The following is a 20,316-nucleotide window of genomic DNA, read 5'->3' on the forward strand; positions in this document are numbered from 1 at the left end:
CGGCGCCTCTCAGCGCGCGGCGCTGCCCTCGTCCGTCTCGGCGGCTTCGGCCGGGTTGCGCCCCGGTGGCGTCAGCACCAGACGGAAGCAACTGCCGCCGCCGGCCACGCGCACGTATTCCAGCGCGGCCTGGTTGGCTTCACTCATCTGCTTGGCCAGGTACAGGCCCAGGCCGGTGCCGTATTCGTGGGTGGTGTAGAACGGCTCGAAGATCTGCGCGGCCACCTTGGGCGCGATGCCGGGGCCGCGGTCGATGACCTCGAGGATCGGCACGCCATGTTCGCCCTGGCGTGCGACCACCATCACGCGGGCCGGCTCGCCGGGCAGGCGGCCGTAGCGCAGCGCATTCTGCACCAGGTTCCACACCACCTGCTGCAACTGCTGCGGATCGGCCAGCGCGACCACCGGCACGCCGTTGCTGGCGATCGCGCGCAGCGAGTCGGCGCCGAGGTCGTTGCCCTGGCGGTACTCCTCGACGAAATCCTGCGCCCAGTCGCCCAGGTCGAGTGCCTCCGGGCGCGAGCGCTCGCGGCGCGACAGCTGCAGGATGTTCTCGATGATCTCGTTGAGCCGCACGCAGTGGTTGTTGATGATCTCGACCATGCGCTGGTCGGTGCTGTCCATCGTGCGCGATTCGGCCAGCAACTGCGCGGAGTAGCGGATCGCCGCCAGCGGGTTGCGGATCTCGTGCGCGATCGAGGCCGACAGCCGGCCCAGCGAACTGAGCGTGAGTTCCTCTGCGCGGCGCGACAGCAGCGAGGTGTCGTCGAGGAAGATCAGCACGTGCGAGTCGTCGTTCGGCGCCAGGCGGGTGAAGCGCGGTACCACCTCGGGCACGCCGTCGGCGAGCTGGGTGGCGGTTTCGTCCAGCTTGCCCGAGGTCATCCAGTGGTACAGCCGGCGCGACAGTTCCGGTGCCAGCAGGCCCAGGTCGCGCTGGTCGGCGCCGGGATTGCCCAGCAGCATCCAGGCAGACTCGTTGATCTGGTGGATGCGGTTGGCGTCGTCCACCAGCAGCACGCCGGTCTTCATGCGGCGGATGATCAGTTCGTTGATCTGCGACAGGTTCGCCAGATCGGTGCTGCGCTGCTCGGCCAGTGCTTCGGTGGCGCGCAATTGCTGGCCCAGCACACTGCACAGCGCGGTGGTGGCGAAATAGGCCAGGCCGAACAGCGCCGCCTCCAGCAGGTCGCGATCGCCTGCCTGGTGCGAGAGCGACCAGCCGAACAGCGAAATGCCCAGCATGCCGAGCGTGGCCAGCGCGGCGAAGAAGCCGGACATGCGCAGCGGCAGGATCAGCGCGCCAGCGCAGAGATTCACCGCCAGCATCATCGCGATGCCGATGCGCGCATCGTGCATGGCCACGATCGCCAGCACCGCCACGACGATGTCCACCACCAGGGTGCTCGCCACGGCTCCCTTCGCGTGGACCATGCTGCGCCGGTTCATCAGCAGCGCCAGCAGCGCGAAGATCAGGTACACCGTGGCCAGTGTGCGGGCGAAGCCCGGCGCGGCCAGCTGCGGCCAGCCCATGCCGGCAGGGCTGAACGCCAGCGCGACGTACACCAGCGACTGCACCAGCCGGAAGGCATTGAGGAACGACAGCTCGTGGCGGATCGTCGCCATCCCTGTGCGCGGGTCGTTGAGCGTTGCTAGGGTCGACACGTAGGCTGCGGTTCCGGTGCGGTTGCGGTCGAGTATATGACGCCCCGGGCAGCCCCGCGCGAGGTCGCCAAAGGCTTCGCGGACGCCGGAAAACAGGGCCTCGGGCGGCCCCGGCGCGGCGGCGCCCTTTCCATTGCGGCCCGCTTCCGCGAAAATGGGCGGCCGTTTGCTGCGGTTCGGCCCGCGTCCGGCCCCGTGCCGCGACCAGGCCGTGTGTGACTCCACCGCCGATCCCTGACCCACGCCCGTCTTTCCGCGTGCGGCCGTCATCGTTTTTCCGTTCGCTCGAGGTATCGAATGAATTTCCACGAATACCAGGCCAAAGAACTGTTCGCGCAGTACGGCATCGCCGTGCCGCCGGGCAAGGTCGCCAACTCCCCCGACGCCGCCGTCGATGCCGCCAAGGCGCTCGGCGGTTCCCAGTGGATGGTCAAGGCGCAGATCCACGCCGGCGGCCGCGGCAAGTCCGGCGGCGTCAAGTTCTGCAAGAGCTTCGACGACGTGCGGGCTGCCGCCAAGGGCATGCTGGGCACCAACATGGAAACCTACCAGTCGGCCGGCCGCGCGCTGCCGGTGAACCTGGTGCTGGTGACCGACGCCACCGACATCGCCAAGGAGCTGTACCTGTCGATCCTGGTCGATCGCGACAGCAAGGCCGTCTCGTTCATCGCCTCCAAGCACGGCGGCGTGGACATCGAGCAGGTCGCCCGCGAAACACCGGAAGACATCCACACCGTCGTGGTCGACTTCGTCGAAGGCCTGCAGCCGTACCAGTGCCGCCAGCTCGGCTTCGCGATGGACCTCAACAACAAGCAGGTCAACCAGCTGACCAAGATCATGCTGGGCCTGTACAAGCTGTTCAACGAGAAGGACCTGTCGCTGGTCGAGCTGAACCCGCTGGCCGTGCTGGAAGACGGCAACCTCGCCGCGCTGGACGGCAAGGTCAACTCCGACGACAACGCCGAGTATCGCCACCCGGATCTGGCCGCGATGCGCGACCTGACCCAGGAAGACGCCGCCGAAGCCGCCGCGCAGCAGAGCAACCTCAACTACGTGACGATGGACGGCAACATCGGCTGCATGGTCAACGGCGCCGGCCTGGCGATGGCCACCATGGACGTGATCAAGCTGGCGGGCGGCGAGCCGGCCAACTTCCTCGACGTGGGCGGTGGCGCCACCAAGGAGCGCGTGACCGAGGCGTTCAAGCTGATCACCTCCTCGGACAAGGTCAACTGCATCCTGGTCAACATCTTCGGCGGCATCGTCCGCTGCGACATGATCGCCGAGGGCATCATTGCCGCGGTCAAGGAAGTGGGGCTGGAGATTCCCGTGGTGGTGCGCCTGCAGGGCACCAATGTGGAGAAGGGCCGCGAACTGCTGGCCAACTCCGGCCTGGCGATCACGCCGGCGGATGATCTCAACGACGCGGCGCAGAAAGCCGTGGCTGCGGCCAAGGCCTGAGGAGCAATCGAAACATGAGCGTTCTCGTAAACAAAGATACCAAGGTGCTGGTGCAGGGCTTCACCGGCCAGCAGGGCACCTTCCACGCGCAGCAGTGCATCGACTACGGCACCAAGGTCGTCGGCGGCGTGACCCCGGGCAAGGGCGGTTCCGAGCACATCGGCCTGCCCGTGTTCAACTCGGTCGATGAAGCGGTGCTGGAAACCGGCGCCGACGCATCGGTGATCTTCGTGCCGCCGCCGTTCGCGGCCGACTCGATCCTCGAAGCGATCGACGCGGGCATCAAGGTCATCGTGGCGATCACCGAAGGCATCCCGGTGCTGGACATGCTGCGCGTCAAGAACGTGCTGCAGCAGCATCCGGAAACCGTGCTGATCGGGCCGAACTGCCCCGGCATCATCACTCCGGGCGAATGCAAGATCGGCATCATGCCCGGTCACATCCACAGCAAGGGCAGGGTCGGCGTGGTCTCGCGCTCCGGCACGCTGACCTATGAAGCGGTGTTCCAGACCACCAACGAAGGCCTCGGCCAGAGCACGGTGATCGGCATCGGCGGCGACCCGATCAACGGTCTCAACTTCATCGACTGCCTGAAGCTGTTCCAGGACGACCCGCAGACCGAAGGCATCATCATGGTCGGCGAGATCGGCGGCAGCGCCGAGGAAGACGCGGCCGAGTTCATCGGCGAATACGTCAAGAAGCCGGTGGTCTCGTTCATCGCCGGCGCCTCGGCCCCGGCCGGCAAGCGCATGGGCCATGCCGGCGCGATCATCTCCGGCGGCAAGGGCACCGCCGCGGCGAAGTTCGCCGCGCTGGAGAAGGCCGGCGTCACCACGGTGAAGTCGCCAGCCGACCTGGGCAAGGCACTCGCCAAGCTGATGAAGTGATCCTTCCTGCAGGGTGAAAAAAGCCGCGCATTGCGCGGCTTTTTTTTTGCCGATCGCACGCGCAACCACCCGACATGCCCGCAACGCCCGCAGCTGCAACGGGATCAGCGGCGGCCAGGGCGGCAACGATTCCCGGCGCGCCCGGCAGAGCTGAACGCACCGCCGATGTGGGGGCCACCCGAAAGCATCGTTCCACTACCATTGCGCGGTTCAATCCGAGGAATGCCGCCTCCATGGCAAAGCTGCGTCTGGCATTGGCCCAACACGATTTTCCCGTCGGCGCGGTGGCGGCCAATGCCGCCCGGGCCGCGCAGCTCATGGCGCAGGCCCGTGAAGGCGGCGCCGAGCTGGTGGCGTTTCCGGAACTGACCCTGAGCGGCTATCCGCCGGAGGATTTGCTGCTGCGGCCGAGTTTCCTCGCCGCCTGCGACAGCGAATTGGCCGCCCTGGCCGCGGCGACCAACGGCATCGCGGCCCTGGTTGGCCACCCGCACAGCGAGGGCGAGGTGTTCAACGCCGCCAGCCTGCTGCGCGAGGGGCAGGTGGAATGCACGGCGCACAAGCAGGCCTTGCCGAACTACGGCGTGTTCGACGACAAGCGCTATTTCCGCCCCGGCCATGACTCGGTCGTCGCGGCGATCGCTGGCGTGAGCGTGGGCCTGCTGATCTGCGAAGACGTGTGGCAGCCCGAGCCTGCGGCACGGGCTGCCGCCGCGGGGGCGCAACTGATCGTGGTGATCAACGCTTCGCCCTGGGACGACCACAAGCAGGGCGAGCGCGAGGCGGTGCTGACGGCGCGAGCGCGCGAAACCGGCTGCGCGATCGCCTACCTCAACCTCGTCGGCGGCCAGGACGAGGTGGTGTACGACGGCGCCTCGATCCTGGTCAACGGCGACGGTTCGATCGCGGCGCGGGCGCCGGCCTTCGTCGATGCGCTGTTGCAGGCCGAGTTCGATCCGGCCACGCGTGCCCTGACGCCGATCGACTGGCCGGTACCGGCCGATTCCTCGATGGAGGCGACGCTGTACGCGGCCCTGGTCCGCGGCGTGCGCGACTACATCGACAAGAACCGCTTCGAGGGCGTGCTGCTGGGCCTTTCCGGCGGCATCGACTCGGCGTTGACGCTGGCACTGGCGGTCGATGCGCTCGGTGCCGAGCGGGTCACCGCGGTGATGATGCCCACGCGCTACACCTCGGAACTCTCGCTGGACGGCGCGCGCATGCAGGCCGAGCGGTTGGGCGTGGATTACCACGTGATCCCGATCGAGGCGACCTACCAGTCGTTCGTGGACGCGCTGACTCCCGCCTTCGCCGGCAAGCCTGCCGACACCACCGAGGAAAACCTGCAGTCACGCACGCGTGGCGTGATGCTGATGGCGCTGTCCAACAAGCACGGCCGCCTGCTGCTGGCCACCGGCAACAAGAGTGAGATGGCGGTAGGATACGCCACCTTGTACGGCGACATGTGCGGCGCCTATGCGCCGCTCAAGGACGTGTACAAGACGGTGGTGTACCGGCTGGCGCGCTGGCGCAATGCGGCCGGGGCGGGTGTTTCGCGCCCGACGCCCATCCCCGAAGAAGTCATCGACCGCCCGCCCTCGGCCGAGCTGCGCGAGAACCAGACCGACCAGGACTCGCTGCCACCGTACGACGAACTCGACGCGATCCTTGCCGGTTTCATCGAGGGCGAGCAGTCGCAGGCGGAGCTCGTGGCAGCCGGCCACGACGCCGCGACGGTGCAACGGGTGGTGCGCCTGGTGCTGTTGAACGAGTTCAAGCGCCGGCAGTCTGCACCCGGTCCGCGCGTGACCACTCGCGCCTTCGGCCGCGAACGACGCTATCCCATCACGTCCGGCTGGCGGTGAGGCGCGGGTACCTCGCGGCGGGACGCGGCTTTCCCCGATCCCGGCGCAGCGCGTGGCTCAATGATGCCCCGAGAACGGGATCATCTTGCGCACCAACGAAGGACCGTGCGGCCACTTGGGATCGGTGAGGTAAGGATGGCCCGGATAGTTCAGGGCCAGCACCTCGCGGGTCTGCGCGGCCAGCTCCTTGCGGTCCAGCGCCAGGTAGCTGCGGGTGAGGATGGCCAGCGCGTCGCCGGCCTGCGGCGCCTGCTGGTAGTGCTCGATCACGTACTGCGAGCGGTCGGCCGCGGCGACGAAGGCCTTGTTCTGCAGGTAGAACTCGGCCACGTTGATCTCGTATTGCGCCAGCAGGTTGCGCAGGTAGATCATGCGCTGGCGCGCGTCGGCGGTGTAGGCACTGTCAGGGAAGCGCCGCGACAGCTCCGAGAAGTCATCGAACGCCTGCAGGTTGTAGCCCTGGTCGCGCCGGGTCATGCCGCCGGAGCGTTTGGTGATGCGTTCGATGAAGCCGCTGGTGCGATCGAAATTGATCAGGCCGCGCAGGTAATAGGCATAATCGACGTGCTTGTTGGCCGGATAGGTCTTGATGAAGCGGTTGATCGTGGACAATGCCTCATCGGGCTGGTTGTCCTTGTATTGCGCATAGGCCAGTTCAAGCTGGGCCTGCTCGCTGTACGGACCGGACGGGAAGCGCGCGATCAGGCGCTGGAATGCCCGGGCGGCGCCGGAGTAATTGCCTGCTACCAGGAAGCTGTGGGAGCGGTTGTACAGCGGCTCCAGCGGCATCGTGTCGATGGTGTTGCCCTTGCGGCCAAACATCGAGCAGGCGCCGAGTACGGCCACCAGGACAACCACGGCGAGCAGCCTGGCGGCATGCAACGGGAACAACGACGGCGTGGTCGAGCCACTTGATGGGCGCATAGGAATGAATTCGGATGTTGGATCGAACAGGCATGATAACTGAAACCGGCTGCCGCCCGCGGAGGCCGGCATGACCACGATACGGCAGCAGGCAGAGGTTCCGCTGAGCGCGGCAGGTCGTCGCTTCGACCAGGCTTTGGCCGAGATGTTCCCGGCTTATTCGCGCTCGCGGCTCAGCGGCTGGATCAAGTCCGGCGCCGTGACCCTCGACGGCGCCACCGCCGCGCCGCGGCAGCTGCTGCGCGGCGGCGAACGGGTCGAGCTCGACGTCGAGCTGGAGGCGGAGGTGCACAGCCAACCCGAGGCGATCGCGCTGGCCATCGTGCATGAGGACGCCCACCTGCTGGTGCTGGACAAACCCGCCGGGCTGGTGGTGCATCCCGGCGCCGGCAATCCGGCCGGGACCCTGCTCAACGGACTGCTGCACCATGATCCGCAGCTTGCCGAACTGCCGCGCGCCGGCATCGTGCATCGGCTGGACAAGGACACCTCCGGCCTGATGGTGGTGGCCAGGGACCTGCCCACGTACACCGCCCTGGTCGACCTGCTGTCGCGGCACGAGGTGGAGCGCCAGTACGAAGCCGTGGTGCTGGGCACGATGGTGGCCGGCGGCACGGTGGATGCGCCGATCGGCCGCAGCATGGGCGATCGCCTGCGCCAGGCGGTGCGCGACGAGGAAGACGGCAAGCGCGCGGTAACGCATTACCGCGTGCGCGAGCGCTTTCGCGCCCACAGCCTGCTGCAATGCCAGCTGGAAACCGGCCGCACCCATCAGATCCGCGTGCACCTGGCGCACATCGGTCACCCGCTGGTCGGTGATCCGTTGTACGGCGGCGGCCTCAAGTTGCCCAAGGGTGCCAGTGACGGCCTGATCGCCGCCTTGCGCGGTTTCCGCCGGCAGGCGCTGCACGCGGAGAGGCTCTCGTTCGTGCATCCGGCGACCGGCGAGGCGCTGTCGTTCTCGGCCGAACGCCCGGCGGACCAGCAGGCTCTGATCGAGGCCTTGCGCGCGGATCTGGCCGAGCATGGCTCCGAGCCCTGGTGAGCCGTCGGCACGCGCCTGCACCGGCCGTGCGATGCTTGGCAGGTTCCCCACCCCGAATCCCGGACCCATGACCGAAAGCTGGATCTTTCCCGACTGGCCCGCTCCGCCGCAGGTCCACGCGGCCATCACCACGCGGCTGGGGCCCGGCGTGTCGTCGGCGCCGTATGAGCGGTTCAACCTCGGCTTGCGCAGCGGCGACGCCACCGAGGCGGTGCTGGCGAACCGCGGCGCGTTGCAGCAGGCGTTGCGGCTGCCGGCGGCGCCGCGCTGGTTGCACCAGGTGCACGGGTGCGGCGTGGCCGAACTGGGTCCGCTGCCCAGCACGCACGAGCCGCAGGCGGATGCGGCGGTCTCGCACATCCCCGGCACGGTGCTGGCGATCCTGACTGCCGACTGCCTGCCGGTGTTGTTGTGCAGCGAGGACGGTGGCGAGATCGGTGCCGCCCATGCCGGTTGGCGCGGCCTCGCCGCGGGCGTGCTGGAAGCCACCCTGGCGCAGATGGTCAGCCCGCCCGCGCGCGTGCTGGCGTGGCTGGGTCCGTGCATCGGGGCGCCGTCGTACGAGGTGGGCGAGGAGGTGCGCGCCGCCTTCGTCGCGCACGACGCGGCTGGCGCGATGTGCTTCGAGGCCACGCGCCCCGGCCACTGGCGTTGCGACCTGGCCGCCTTGGCGCGGCAGCGACTGGCGCGTGCGGGCGTGACGCGTGTCCACGGTGGCGGCAACGACACCCACGCCGATGCGCGCTTCTACTCGTACCGGCGCGACGGCGCCGCCAGCGGCCGCTTCGCCAGCCTGATCTGGCTCGCCCAGGACTGAGTCCACGCGGAATTTCCGGCGCGTGATGTCGTTGTGGCGCACACTCGACCGAGTGCCTTGCGCGCCATCACATGGATTCCTCCAGGCGACGGGACAGGTGCATCGCCGACCGGATCAGCCGACGCTCGAGACGGTCGAACAGCCGGGTGACCAGCACCGCGGTGTTGCGCAGGTGGAACTGCACGGTGTGGTCGAAGTGCTCCAGCTCGATCATCTGGTCGCCACCGGGGAGGGGCGGGAGTCAGGCTGCAGAAACTGGCGTCGGCATGGAAACGCGGCAGGCAGCATCAGACGATGCGTGCGTGACCGTCGACGGCGCTGCCACGCGGCCGTCGCCGATCACGCCCGGTTCAAGACTGGTGCGGGATTTCCCGTTCGGATGGGCGGACATGGGCGGGGGCTGCTTGCGTCAGTGCATCCCGGACGCGGGCCAGCCAGGCGATCGTGGCGAGCGGATCGGGCAGGCTGAAGCGGGCGGCGCTGGGGTGGCGATTGCCGACGCGGATGCTGAGCCCGTGCGCGCGATTGACGGCATCGAAGGCATGCTCGTCGGTGAGGTCGTCGCCGGCGTAGACCGGCAGCCGGCCGGTGAAGGGTTCCTGTTGCAGCAGTTCGGCGACGGCGCGGCCCTTGTCCATGCCCCCGGGCTTGAACTCCAGCACGCGGCGACCGGCCTGCAGTTCGTAGCCGGGCAGATGGGCGATGACCGCGATGGCCGCCTCGTGCAACTGTTGCCACTCGCCCGACGAACCGCGGCAGTGCAGCGCGACCGCCTGCTGCTTGTTTTCCAGCTGCACGCCGGCAAAACGCCCGGCCAACGCCTGCGCTTCATGCTGCATGCGCGTCTGATGGAGCGGCGCCACCGCGTGGTGGCGCAGCTCGCCGGTGGCTGTGCGCAGCTCCGATCCGTGCAGGCCGATGGCGGCTTGGTGCGGGCGCCGGAACAGGCGGTCGAGGTCGTCCAGTCGCCGCCCGCTGACCAGCGCCAGCGCGCCGCCGGTCGCCTCGTGCAGCGCGTCGAGCAGGGCGGGCAGGGCGGCGTCCACGCGCACCGCGTGCGGATCGTCGGCGAAGTCGAGCAAGGTGCCGTCCACGTCCAGCAGCAGCGCCCAGCCGGCGCCGGCAGCGGGCAGCGGTGGCGCGGGGAGTGAAGCGTTTGCCGCGGTGTTGGAGGGGCCTGGCGTGGACATCGGGCCGCACCGTAACAGGGCGGATGTGAAGAGTCGGCCACGTGGCGTGCGGGGGCGGCGATGGACCGGCCAGCTTGAATCGGTGCGTTCCGGCCACACGTTTGCGCGGTGGCGATTGCCGCCCTACCGACGCGGAGATTCCCGAGATGCGAATGGACAAACTCACTTCGCGGTTCCAGCAGGCGCTGGCCGACGCGCAGTCGCTGGCCGTGGGCCGCGACAACAACATGCTCGAACCGGCGCACGTGATGGCCGCGCTGCTCAACCAGCAGGGCGGCTCGACCGGCCCGTTGCTGACCCAGGCGCAGGTCAACGTGCCGATGCTCACGCAGCGCGTGAACGAGTTGCTCGAACGCCTGCCGCGGGTCAGCGGGCAGGAAGGCAACATCAACCTGGGCAACGACCTCAACCGCCTGCTCAATCTCACCGACAAGCTGGCGCAGCAGCGCGGCGACCAGTTCATCGCCAGCGAGCTGTTCGTGCTCGCGGCGCTGGAGGACAAGGGCGAGCTGGGAGCGGCGCTGAAGGCGGCCGGCGCGACGAAGGCGAACCTGGAGGCGGCGATCGAGAAACTGCGCGGCGGCGAAAAGGTGCAGAGCGAGAACGCCGAGGAGCAGCGCCAGGCGCTGGAGAAGTACTGCATCGACCTCACCGCGCGCGCCGAGTCGGGCAAGCTCGATCCGGTGATCGGCCGCGACGAGGAGATCCGCCGCACCATCCAGGTGCTGCAGCGGCGCACCAAGAACAATCCGGTGCTGATCGGCGAGCCTGGCGTGGGCAAGACCGCGATCGTCGAGGGCCTGGCCCAGCGCATCATCAAGGGCGAGGTGCCCGAGGGTCTGCGCGACCGCCGCGTGCTGGCGCTGGACATGGGCGCGCTGATCGCCGGCGCGAAGTTCCGCGGCGAGTTCGAGGAACGCCTGAAGGCGGTGCTCAACGACCTGGCCAAGAACGAGGGCCAGATCATCCTGTTCATCGACGAGCTGCACACCATGGTCGGCGCCGGCAAGGCCGAAGGCGCGATGGACGCCGGCAACATGCTGAAGCCCGCGCTGGCGCGCGGCGAGCTGCACTGCATCGGCGCCACCACGCTGGACGAATACCGCCAGTACATCGAGAAGGACGCCGCGCTGGAGCGACGCTTCCAGAAGGTGTTCGTGGGCGAGCCGTCGGTGGAGGACACCATCGCGATCCTGCGCGGCCTGAAGGAGCGTTACGCCGTGCATCACGGCGTGGAGATCACCGATCCGGCGATCGTCGCCGCGGCCACCTTGTCCAACCGCTACATTGCCGACCGCCAGCTGCCGGACAAGGCGATCGACCTGATGGACGAGGCCGCCAGCCGCATCCGCATGGAGATCGACTCCAAGCCGGAGGAACTCGATCGCCTCGAGCGCCGGCTGATCCAGCTCAAGATCCAGCGCGAGATGCTGAAGAAGGAGAAGGACAGCGAGTCGAAGCAGCGCCTGGCCGACCTGGAAGCCGACATCGAGAAGCTCGAACGCGAGTTCTCCGACCTCAACGAGGTATGGAAATCCGAAAAGGCCGCGCTGCAGGGCACGACCAAGGTCAAGGAGCAGATCGAACAGGCCAACCAGGATCTGGAAGCGGCGCGGCGCGCGCAGGATTACGCGCGGATGAGCGAGATCCAGTACGGCAAGTTGCCCGAACTGGAAAAGCAGCTCGCCGCGGCGCAGGCTGCCGAGACGCAGGACTTCAAGCTGGTGCAGACCAGGGTCACCGCCGACGAGATCGCCGAGGTGGTGGCGCGCTGGACCGGCATCCCGGTCAGCAAGATGCTCGAAGGCGAGCGCGACAAGCTGCTGAAGATGGAGGACGAGCTGCACAAGCGCGTGGTCGGCCAGGACGAGGCGGTGCACGCGGTGTCCGACGCGATCCGCCGCTCACGTGCCGGCCTGTCCGATCCGAACCGGCCGAACGGCTCGTTCCTGTTCCTGGGTCCTACCGGCGTGGGCAAGACCGAGTTGTGCAAGGCGCTGGCCGAATTCATGTTCGACACCACCGACGCCATGGTGCGCATCGACATGAGCGAGTTCATGGAGAAGCACTCGGTCTCGCGCCTGGTCGGCGCGCCGCCGGGCTACGTCGGCTACGAGGAAGGCGGTTATCTCACCGAAGCGGTGCGCCGCCGGCCGTACAGCGTGATCCTGCTCGACGAGGTGGAGAAGGCGCACCCGGACGTGTTCAACATCCTGCTGCAGGTGCTCGACGACGGCCGCCTCACCGACGGCCAGGGCCGCACCGTGGACTTCCGCAACACCGTCATCGTGATGACCTCGAACCTGGGCTCGCAGATGATCCAGGACGCGGCGGAAAGCGGTGGCGACGCGGAAGAGCAGTACACGCAGATGAAGGCCTCGGTGATGGGCGTGGTGCAGGCGCACTTCCGGCCCGAGTTCATCAACCGGCTCGACGAGATCGTGGTGTTCCGCCCGCTGGACAAGAGCCAGATCCGCGCCATCGCGAAGATCCAGCTCGAATACCTGGAGAAGCGCCTGGCCGAGCGCCAGCTGAAACTGGAGATCGGCGACGACGCGCTGACCCTGCTCGGCAATGTCGGCTTCGATCCGGTCTACGGCGCGCGGCCGCTCAAGCGGGCGATCCAGCAGCAGCTGGAAAATCCGCTGGCGCGGCAGATCCTGCAGGGCCAGTTCCAGTCCGGCGACACCATCCACGTGAAAACTGCCGGTGGCCAGCTGGTCTTTGAATGAAGGCGGGCACGCCGATTCCTGCCCGGATGCCGGTGGTGGTCAGGTGCTGCGCACCGACCACCCCGGCAGGCCTGACCGGGAGCGCGATCAGGGCCGCGGGATGTCGTAGCTGACCCGGTCTACCAGCTGTAGCGCACCTTGCCGTACACGTAGGCGCCGTTGTAGCCGAACGGCGAGAAGGTCGAGTACTTCAGGGTGCCGCGGTTGGTGTTGTTGGCGATGTTCTGGTCCGGGTAGGTATCGAGCACGTTGTCGGCGCCCAGCGTGAACATCCACTTGTCGAGGTGGTAGTTCACCGCCACGTCGAGAAGCCACTTGGGTGTGAAGGTCTGGTCGATCACCGGAGGCGTTGCGTTCGGGTTGTAGCTGGCCAGGCTGCTGACATAGCTGGTGTAACGGCCGTAGCGGGTGAACGTGCCGGTCACGCCCCAGTTCCCCCGGTTGTATTGCTCGCTGAGGATCAGCTTGCTGCGCGGACTTGAATTGGCCAGGTAGCCCTTGATGTCCTGCCGGTTCAGGCGCGTGAAATTGATGCCCAGGGCGTCCAGCACCGCCGGATTGGGTTTGACGCTGGTGACCGAGTTCTGGTTGTAGTTGGCGCTCAGCGTGCTGGCGAGGGTGCCGCCGTTGCCGAAGTCGGCGAAATACGTGCCGACGAAATCGACGCCGCGCGTGCGCGTGTTCGCTGCGTTGGTGAAGTAGTTGATGCTGCGGAAGTTGAGGTCGCCGATGCCGTTGGCGGCCAGGTAGTCCACCACCGACTGCGGCGTGGTGGTCGCGATCGCCCCGGACAGCGCGACGCGGTTGCGGATGTTGATCTGGTAGACGTCCAGGCTCAGGCTCAGCGCCTGGGTGGGATTCCAGACCGTGCCCAGGGTGAAGTTTGTCGATTTCTCCGGGCGCAGCGGCTCGGCGCCGAGCAGCCTCGCGATCGGACTGTTCACCGGTACCAGGCCCGAGTTGTAGATGCCCGCCGGCAGGCCCGCCGAGTTGCCGTTGGCGAAGAACAGTGAAGAGGTCTGCGAGAAGTACTCCTGACCCAGCGCAGGGGCGCGGAAGCCTGTCGACACGCTGCCGCGGAGGGCGAAGGTGTCGGTGAAATCGAATCGGCCGGACAGCGAACCCGAGGTGGTATTGCCGAAGTCGCTGTAGTGCTCGTGCCGTGCGGCGGCCGCCAGCGCGAACCTGTCGGTGAGGTTGGTTTCCAGGTCGATGTACTCGGCCACGTCTTGGCGCGAGGCATCGACGGCATTGCCGGGCTGCCAGCCGGCAAAGCCCTGCGCACCGCCAGAGACCCCCGACGTGCCGACGTACCACGACGGCAACGAGCCGGCCTCGATGGCGTAGCCCTGGCGCAGATACTGTGCGCCGAACGCCACCGTGAGCGGATTGGGCAACCAACCGGTGGAGATGTCCTTGGCGATGTCGAGATCGACGCTTTCCTGCCTGGCGATGAGGATGCCGTCATGGAACACGCTCGGCGTGCTGCCGAAGTCGTTCAGGTAGGCGTAGTTGAGGCTGTTGATGGTTTCGTAGGAGACCCGGTTGCGGCCGAAGTTGCCGCTCAGATCCCAGCGCCAGCCACTGATCGTGCCGCGCAGGCCAGCCACCAGCGATTGGTCGGTGGAATCGGCATGCTCCAGCGGCAGGAAGCCGTCGGGATAGACCTGGCCGACCAGCGGGTTGTTCGGTGCGGGCGAGTTGGTGCCGTAGCGGAAGAACGCCGGCGACGTGCTCTGGCGGCGGCCGTAGTGGCCGAACGCGTAGAATTGCACGTCCGGCGTGAAGTCGTATTCCGCGTTGAGCATCAGATTGTTGTCGTGCACGTCCGGGTCGCCCTGGCGGAAGTTCACCCCCAGCTGCGTGAAGCCCGGGCGGCTGTCGGGCCCGGCGCGGTTGGTGTGATCCTGGTTGCCGCTCTGCACGGCGACGCGCAGCCAGCCCTTGTCGGTCAGGGGGATGCCGAAGTTGGCCGAACCCTGCCACTGTCGGCCGTCGCCCGCGGAGTACTGGCCGCCGGACAGTTCGACGTCGCCACCCTTGGCTCCCTTTTTCAGGATGATGTTGATGACGCCGGAGATGGCGTCGGAACCGTACTGGGCCGAGGCGCCGTCCCGCAGCACTTCGATGTGGTCGATGGCCGACAGCGGGATCGTGTTGAGATCCACCGGTTGCGAACCGCGGCCGATCACGCCGTTGTTGAGCAGGATCGCGCCCTGGTGCCAGCGCTTGCCGTTCACCAGCACCAGCACCTGGTCCGGCGAGAGACCACGCAGTTGCGCCGGACGCTGGGTGTCCGCAGTGTCGGCGGCGGCGGGACGCGGGAAGTTCAGCGAGGGGATGATGCGCGCCAGCGCCGTGGGCAGGTCGGTGGTGCCGGTCTGCTGCAGCACCTGGGCCGAGACCACGTCGATGGGCGTGAGCGAGCTGCTTTCGGTGCGGCTGTTCGAGCGCGTGCCGGTGACGATGATGGCGCCGAGGTTTTGCACCTTGGCGGGAGCTGGCGTACTCGTCGGCGGGGTGCTGTCCTGCGCGCTGGCGACCGTGCAGCCCAGCGCAAAAAGGATGGCAGTTGCCAGGGAGGCCGGAAGAACGGTGTGGAGGCGCTTGCTCATGGTGGTCCTTTGCAGAGTGGCTTGTTGCGACGCAACAAGACGAGGCTAGTACCGTGCCGATTGCACGTCAATAGCCGTATAGACGTCCAAAAAAGTCATATCTTCCCGTTCTTGGTGACGGTAGCGATTCCTGCGCCGCCCGCGTCTCGCGCCCGTCCGCGGTGTGCTTCGCGGTCCGCGTCCGGGCGAGTTCGGCACCACGGATCAGGAACCGTGGTGTCGGGGTGGGGGTTTGTGCGTCGCTGCGGGGTCGGTGGTGACGGTCGATGAGTGGCGCGGACGCCGTTCTCGCCCGCGCGGTGTCGCGCCCGGGCGGTGGCCGGGAATGCTCGGAGATCGCGGGTCCGCGATCGGGGCTGGCACGCCGGATCATTGACGGAATGGGGTTCCACGGGTTCTTGCCCGGTCGCAAGGTTGGTCCGCGCGGAACGGCCTGTCAAAGATGAAGAGTTCGTGACGGTGGGGCGGGCAAGGGCGGCGGAATCACCGCCGTGGGTGGACCCGGTCGCCGCCGCGGCACATGCCCGCTTCCGTCGCGCATGTGCCGAGGACAAGTGCCGATACGGGTCAGTCCAGGTCGAGTGCGTCCTTGTCGCCCTGGCGGCGCTTCTGTTCCTTCCGCTCGAAGCTGGCCTCGCAGCCATCGCGCTTGACCATGGCGCAGTCGAGGTAATCGGTGGCTTCGATCAGCGCGGCGCGCACCGCCTTGCTGGCCGGGGTCTTCTGCTTGTGGCCGAAGTCGCCGCCGACGCCCCGCGTATAGCCGCTCAGGTTGATCGCCTTGTCCGTGCTGCGCCCTTCCACCGTGCGCGAGAACACGACCTCCGAGGTTTCCGCGTCGATCACGCGCAGGTCGATCGCCACATAGGCCTTGGCCTGGCCGCCGCCGACGTGGAAGCCGGCGAAGCTGAGGCCGCCGCCGGTGTTGGAGGTGTCTTCCGTGTACGAGGCGACGCTGCCGGTGATCAGGTACTGCGCGCCGGTGACGTTGCCGGTGTGCGGGCTGCTGCCCGGACGCATGCGGTATGAACTGGCCAGGTCCTGTTCGGCCAGCACGGCGTTGATCTTCTGCCGCTCGATCACCTTGAAGTCGCCGGTGGCGCTGAGCTCGTTGCTGAGCACGTCGGCCAGTTGCGAACCCACACCACCATGCCACCAGGCGACGGAGTCGCTGTTGTTGGTGAAGTCGATCACCGCGACGGTCAGGGTGGGTGCCTCTCGGGCCATGGCGGCGCCACTCGCCAGCACGGCAAGAGCCAGCATCGCGCCGGTGGCCAGTCGTCGTGTACGTTTCATGGTTGTCCCCTCCGCTTGATGGAGCGCTGATAACCCCCTGATTGCCGGGCTGCGCCGGCTTCCTGCCTCCCCGGCAGGGCTTGCCAGTGCCGCGGCGGCATCGCCCGTCGGGCCGCGCCACCCGCCGCACAAGCCATAGTGGCCGTATTGCGGTCCCCGGTTCAAGCGCCACCGGTCGCGGGCATGTAGGCGCATGCCTCGAACGGCCGTCCGTGCGCTACCGCCGGCCGGGTCGTCGCCGGCCTTGCGGCCAGGCGGGACCGCAAGGCCGCCGCGTCTGGCGATCGTCCGGCGTGATCGCTACGATGGCGCCCCTGTGCGTGCCAGCCTTCCGGCCCGGCCGCGCCGCCCGCGTTGAAATCGGCGTCGGCCCACCCGATATTGCGACCAGTCCTGCTCCATCCTGGTCCGAGGTCCAGGAACCACCATGCCCATCTACGAATTTGAATGCAGCGGCTGCGGCCATCGTTTCGATCGCCTGCAGAAGCTGTCAGATGCCGATCCCACCGTCTGCCCCGCCTGCGCGGCGGCCAAACTGCATCGTCTGGTCAGTGCGCCGGCGTTCCGCCTGGCCGGCAGCGGCTGGTACGAGACCGATTTCAAGAAGGACGGCGAGAAGAAACACAACCTCGCCGGCACCGCCGCGGCAGGTTCGGAAAGCAAGTCCGCGTCGTCGCCGGAGGTGGCCGCCGCCGCGCCGGCCGCGACCGCCAAGGCTGCCGCCACGGCCGATTGAGCCCGTGGGCGCGGCGGGCACGCCGGCTCCGGCCGCGACGGTTTTCCGTTCGTCAAAGTGCGGGCGATGCTAAGATTCCGGGTCTTTTCCCCCGTTCATGCCGCCAGCCGGCCCGGAGTTTCCAGCGCATGCGCACGCATTACTGCGGCCTCGTCAACGAGGCCCTGATCGACCAGACCGTGACCCTCTGCGGCTGGGTCAACACGATCCGCCTGCAGGCGCACGTGGCCTTCGTCGACCTGCGTGATCACGAGGGCGTGGCGCAGGTGGTGATCGAGCGCGACAACGCCGCGGCGTTCGCGATCGCCGGCGAGATCGGCAACGAATACTGCTTGCGCGTCACCGGCACGCTGCGCCGCCGCCTGGCGGCGAACGACAAGCTCAAGACCGGCACGGTCGAACTGCTTGCCGACACCGTGGAGATCCTCAACGCGGCGAAGGATCTGCCGTTCGCGCTGCACGAGAATCCCAACGAGGACATGCGGATGACCTACCGCTACCTCGACCTGCGCCGCCCCGAAATGCAGGCGATGATGCGCAAGCGCACCCGACTGGTGCAGACGCTGCGTCGCTACCTTGACGAGCGCGGTTTCCAGGACATCGAGACGCCGATCCTGACCAAGGCCACGCCCGAGGGCGCGCGCGACTACCTGGTGCCCAGCCGCGTGCATCCGGGCCAGTTCTACGCGCTGCCGCAGTCGCCGCAGCTGTTCAAGCAGATCCTGATGATGGCCGGCTTCGACCGCTACTACCAGATCGCGCGCTGCTTCCGCGACGAGGACCTGCGCGCCGATCGCCAGCCCGAGTTCACCCAGCTCGACATGGAGTTCGCCTTCGTCGAGGAAAAGGACGTGCAGGGCATGGTGGAGGAGCTGATCCGCCACGTGTTCCGCGAGGTGCAGGGTGTGGAGCTCGATGCGAGCTTTCCGCGCATGACCTGGGCCGAAGCCATGCGCCGCTTCGGTTCGGACAAGCCGGACCTGCGCATCGCGCTGGAACTGGTCGACGTGGCCGAGGCGCTGAAGGGCGTGGAGTTCAAGGTGTTCGCCGAGCCCGCCAACGACCCGGCCGGTCGCGTGGCGGCGCTGCGCGTACCCGGTGCCGCGGCGCTGTCGCGCAAGGACATCGACGGGCTCGCCGAGTACGTTGCCCGCTACGGCGCGAAGGGGCTGGCCTGGATCAAGGTCGAGGATCGCGCCAGGGGCCGCGAGGGCGTCAGCTCGCCGGTGGCCAAGTTCCTCGACGATGCGGCTCTCGCCGCCGTGCTCGATGCCACCGGCGCGCAGTCCGGCGACATCGTGTTCGTCGGCGCGGGCAGGTGGAAGACCGTCACCGACTTCATGGGTGCGCTGCGACTCAAGGTCGGCAAGGACCGCGGCCTGGTCGAGGAGGGCTGGAAGCCGCTGTGGGTCACCGACTTCCCGATGTTCGAGTACGACGAGGACGAGCAGCGCTACGTGGCCCTGCATCATCCGTTCACCGCGCCGAAGATCGACGACATCGCGGACCTGAAGAGCCACGCCGCCACCGCGGTCAGCCGCGGCTACGACATGGTGCTCAACGGCAACGAGATCGGCGGCGGCTCGATCCGCATCCATCGCCCGGAGATGCAGAGCGCCGTGTTCGGCCTGCTGGGCATCGGCGCGGAGGAGGCGGAGGCCAAGTTCGGCTTCCTGCTCAAGGCGCTGAAGTTCGGCGCGCCGCCGCACGGTGGCATCGCCTTCGGCATCGATCGCATCGCCGCCCTGATGGCCGGCACCGAGTCGATCCGCGACGTGATCGCCTTCCCCAAGACCACCAGCGCGCAGGACCTGATGACCGACGCGCCATCGATGGTGAGCGACGCGCAGCTGAAGGAACTGCACGTGCGCGTGGCCGGCGGGGAGGCTGTCGGCTGATCCGCCGACAGAGCCCCGTGCGATCTTTCGGCGATACGCCATGAGCGAGCACGTGATCCTGCTGCACGGCCTGTGGATGCGCGGATTCGCGCTGTCCATGCTGCACCATCGGTTGATGGAGGCGGGCTTCCGCGTGCACCGCTTCGACTACCTCAGCGTGGCCGCCAGCCAGCAGCACATCCTGGATCGCCTGCACCAGCGCATCGACTCGCTGGCCGGCGAGGCCGACGCGGTGCACCTGGTCGGCCACAGCCTGGGTGGGCTGCTCGCGCTGCGGGCCTGCAGCGACGGCGAGGTGCTGCCGCCGGGGCGGATCGTCTGCCTGGGCTCGCCACTGCGCGGCAGTGCGGCCGCGCGCGGCTTTGCCCGCTGGGGTCGCGGCGGCGAGCTGTTGCTGGGACACAACCGCCAATTGCTGGAACAAGGCTTCGAACGCTGGGACGGTCCGCGCCAGGTGGGTGTGATCGCAGGCCGGCTGGCGTTGGGCCTGGGCGCCGTGCTCGGCCACCTGGAGGGCGAGCACGACGGCACCGTGGCGGTGGCCGAGACCCGCCTGCCGGGGTTGGCCGATCACTGCGTGGTGGAGTCCAGCCACACCAGCCTGCTGTTCTCGCCGGAGGTGGCGCGGCGGGTAGCGTGTTTCCTGCGCGAGGGGCGATTTGTCGCGGGACCGGGCGCCGGCACGTCTGCCGATTTCAGGTAAAATTGGCCGCTTGTCCAACCGTTTCGTGCAGGAATCGCCATGGGTAGAGGCCCGTCCATCGAAGGTCGCAAGAACGCCGAGGACGCCAAGCGCGCCAAGGTGTTCACCAAGCTGATCCGCGAGATCACCGTGGCTACCCGCGCGGGCGTCGCGGACCCTGGCGGCAACCCGCGCCTGCGCGCGGCGGTGGACAAGGCGCTGTCGGCCAACATGACCAAGGACACCATCGAGCGCGCGATCAAGCGCGGCTCCGGTGCCGACGGCGGCGCCGACATGCAGGAGCTGCGCTACGAGGGCTACGGCCCGGCCGGCATCGCGCTGATCATCGACTGCTTCACCGACAACCCCACCCGCACCGTCGCCGACGTGCGCTATGCGCTGACCAAGCACGGTGGCAACCTGGGCACTTCCGGTTCGGTCGCGTTCCAGTTCACCCGTTGCGGCGAACTGGTGTTTGCCACCGACAACGACGCCAGCGCCGA

General features: G+C 67.9%; 16 protein-coding genes. 10 read left to right on the forward strand and 6 right to left on the reverse strand.

The window, feature by feature from the left end:
* Positions 1–9: 9 nt before the first annotated feature.
* Positions 10–1,626 carry a sensor histidine kinase gene (locus B1991_RS15980; protein ID WP_210772158.1) on the reverse strand — a complete coding sequence of 539 codons (1,617 nt, stop codon included), beginning with the start codon at positions 1,624–1,626 and terminating at the stop codon, positions 10–12.
* A 273-nt stretch (positions 1,627–1,899) separates the two neighbouring features.
* Here B1991_RS15980 and sucC point away from each other — a divergent pair, with 273 nt between their 5' ends.
* The 3 genes from sucC to B1991_RS15995 all read left to right on the forward strand — a co-directional run bounded on the left by sucC (position 1,900) and on the right by B1991_RS15995 (position 5,878).
* Positions 1,900–3,126, forward strand: coding sequence for an ADP-forming succinate--CoA ligase subunit beta (sucC, locus tag B1991_RS15985; protein ID WP_281280613.1), 1,227 nt, complete (start codon positions 1,900–1,902; stop codon positions 3,124–3,126).
* A 14-nt stretch (positions 3,127–3,140) separates the two neighbouring features.
* Positions 3,141–4,013 carry a succinate--CoA ligase subunit alpha gene (sucD, locus tag B1991_RS15990; protein WP_136259673.1) on the forward strand — a complete coding sequence of 291 codons (873 nt, stop codon included), beginning with the start codon at positions 3,141–3,143 and terminating at the stop codon, positions 4,011–4,013.
* A 233-nt stretch (positions 4,014–4,246) separates the two neighbouring features.
* Positions 4,247–5,878, forward strand: coding sequence for an NAD+ synthase (locus B1991_RS15995; protein WP_136259674.1), 1,632 nt, complete (start codon positions 4,247–4,249; stop codon positions 5,876–5,878).
* A gap of 57 nt (positions 5,879–5,935) precedes the next feature.
* On the opposite strand, the gene B1991_RS16000 is transcribed toward B1991_RS15995, so the two are convergent.
* Complete coding sequence (locus tag B1991_RS16000) at positions 5,936–6,802, reverse strand: outer membrane protein assembly factor BamD (RefSeq protein ID WP_136259675.1); 867 nt, start codon at positions 6,800–6,802, stop codon at positions 5,936–5,938.
* Between the two features lie 70 nt (positions 6,803–6,872).
* On the opposite strand from B1991_RS16000, the gene rluD reads away from it, so the two are divergent.
* Together rluD and pgeF are read left to right on the forward strand one after the other, a co-directional pair.
* A complete protein-coding gene (gene rluD / locus B1991_RS16005) occupies positions 6,873–7,847 on the forward strand; it encodes a 23S rRNA pseudouridine(1911/1915/1917) synthase RluD (protein ID WP_136259676.1) in 975 nt (324 codons plus the stop codon).
* 67 nt (positions 7,848–7,914) lie between these two features.
* Positions 7,915–8,664, forward strand: coding sequence for a peptidoglycan editing factor PgeF (gene pgeF / locus B1991_RS16010; RefSeq protein ID WP_136259677.1), 750 nt, complete (start codon positions 7,915–7,917; stop codon positions 8,662–8,664).
* A 67-nt stretch (positions 8,665–8,731) separates the two neighbouring features.
* Here the strand turns inward: pgeF and B1991_RS18895 are convergent, their stop codons facing one another.
* Together B1991_RS18895 and otsB are read right to left on the reverse strand one after the other, a co-directional pair.
* Positions 8,732–8,878: a hypothetical protein gene (locus tag B1991_RS18895; protein WP_210772156.1), complete on the reverse strand. Its 147-nt coding sequence runs from the start codon at positions 8,876–8,878 to the stop codon at positions 8,732–8,734.
* 136 nt (positions 8,879–9,014) lie between these two features.
* Positions 9,015–9,854, reverse strand: a complete 840-nt coding sequence (otsB, locus tag B1991_RS16020; RefSeq protein WP_136259678.1) for a trehalose-phosphatase — start codon at positions 9,852–9,854, stop codon at positions 9,015–9,017.
* A 146-nt stretch (positions 9,855–10,000) separates the two neighbouring features.
* On the opposite strand from otsB, the gene clpB reads away from it, so the two are divergent.
* Positions 10,001–12,586 carry an ATP-dependent chaperone ClpB gene (gene clpB / locus B1991_RS16025; RefSeq protein WP_136259679.1) on the forward strand — a complete coding sequence of 862 codons (2,586 nt, stop codon included), beginning with the start codon at positions 10,001–10,003 and terminating at the stop codon, positions 12,584–12,586.
* Positions 12,587–12,705: 119 nt separating this feature from the next.
* Here clpB and B1991_RS16030 read toward each other — a convergent pair whose 3' ends face one another.
* Positions 12,706–15,201, reverse strand: a complete 2,496-nt coding sequence (locus B1991_RS16030) for a TonB-dependent receptor plug domain-containing protein (protein ID WP_136259680.1) — start codon at positions 15,199–15,201, stop codon at positions 12,706–12,708.
* Between the two features lie 567 nt (positions 15,202–15,768).
* Positions 15,769–16,497, reverse strand: a complete 729-nt coding sequence (locus B1991_RS16035; RefSeq protein ID WP_136259681.1) for a CsgG/HfaB family protein — start codon at positions 16,495–16,497, stop codon at positions 15,769–15,771.
* 427 nt (positions 16,498–16,924) lie between these two features.
* Between B1991_RS16035 and B1991_RS16040 the strand changes: the two genes are divergently transcribed.
* The 4 genes from B1991_RS16040 to B1991_RS16055 all read left to right on the forward strand — a co-directional run.
* Entirely contained in the window at positions 16,925–17,233 is a 309-nt protein-coding gene (locus B1991_RS16040) for an FmdB family zinc ribbon protein (protein ID WP_136259682.1), read from the forward strand.
* A gap of 128 nt (positions 17,234–17,361) precedes the next feature.
* Positions 17,362–19,131, forward strand: coding sequence for an aspartate--tRNA ligase (aspS, locus tag B1991_RS16045; RefSeq protein ID WP_136259683.1), 1,770 nt, complete (start codon positions 17,362–17,364; stop codon positions 19,129–19,131).
* 40 nt (positions 19,132–19,171) lie between these two features.
* The gene (locus B1991_RS16050) at positions 19,172–19,834 is read left to right on the forward strand and encodes an alpha/beta hydrolase (RefSeq protein ID WP_136259684.1); all 663 of its coding nucleotides are present in this window, start codon (positions 19,172–19,174) and stop codon (positions 19,832–19,834) included.
* Between the two features lie 39 nt (positions 19,835–19,873).
* Positions 19,874–20,316 (forward strand): YebC/PmpR family DNA-binding transcriptional regulator (locus B1991_RS16055; protein WP_210772157.1); only part of this gene is annotated, 443 nt, incomplete at its 3' end.

Source organism: Rhodanobacter lindaniclasticus (assembly GCF_004799035.1).
GTDB lineage: Bacteria > Pseudomonadota > Gammaproteobacteria > Xanthomonadales > Rhodanobacteraceae > Rhodanobacter > Rhodanobacter lindaniclasticus.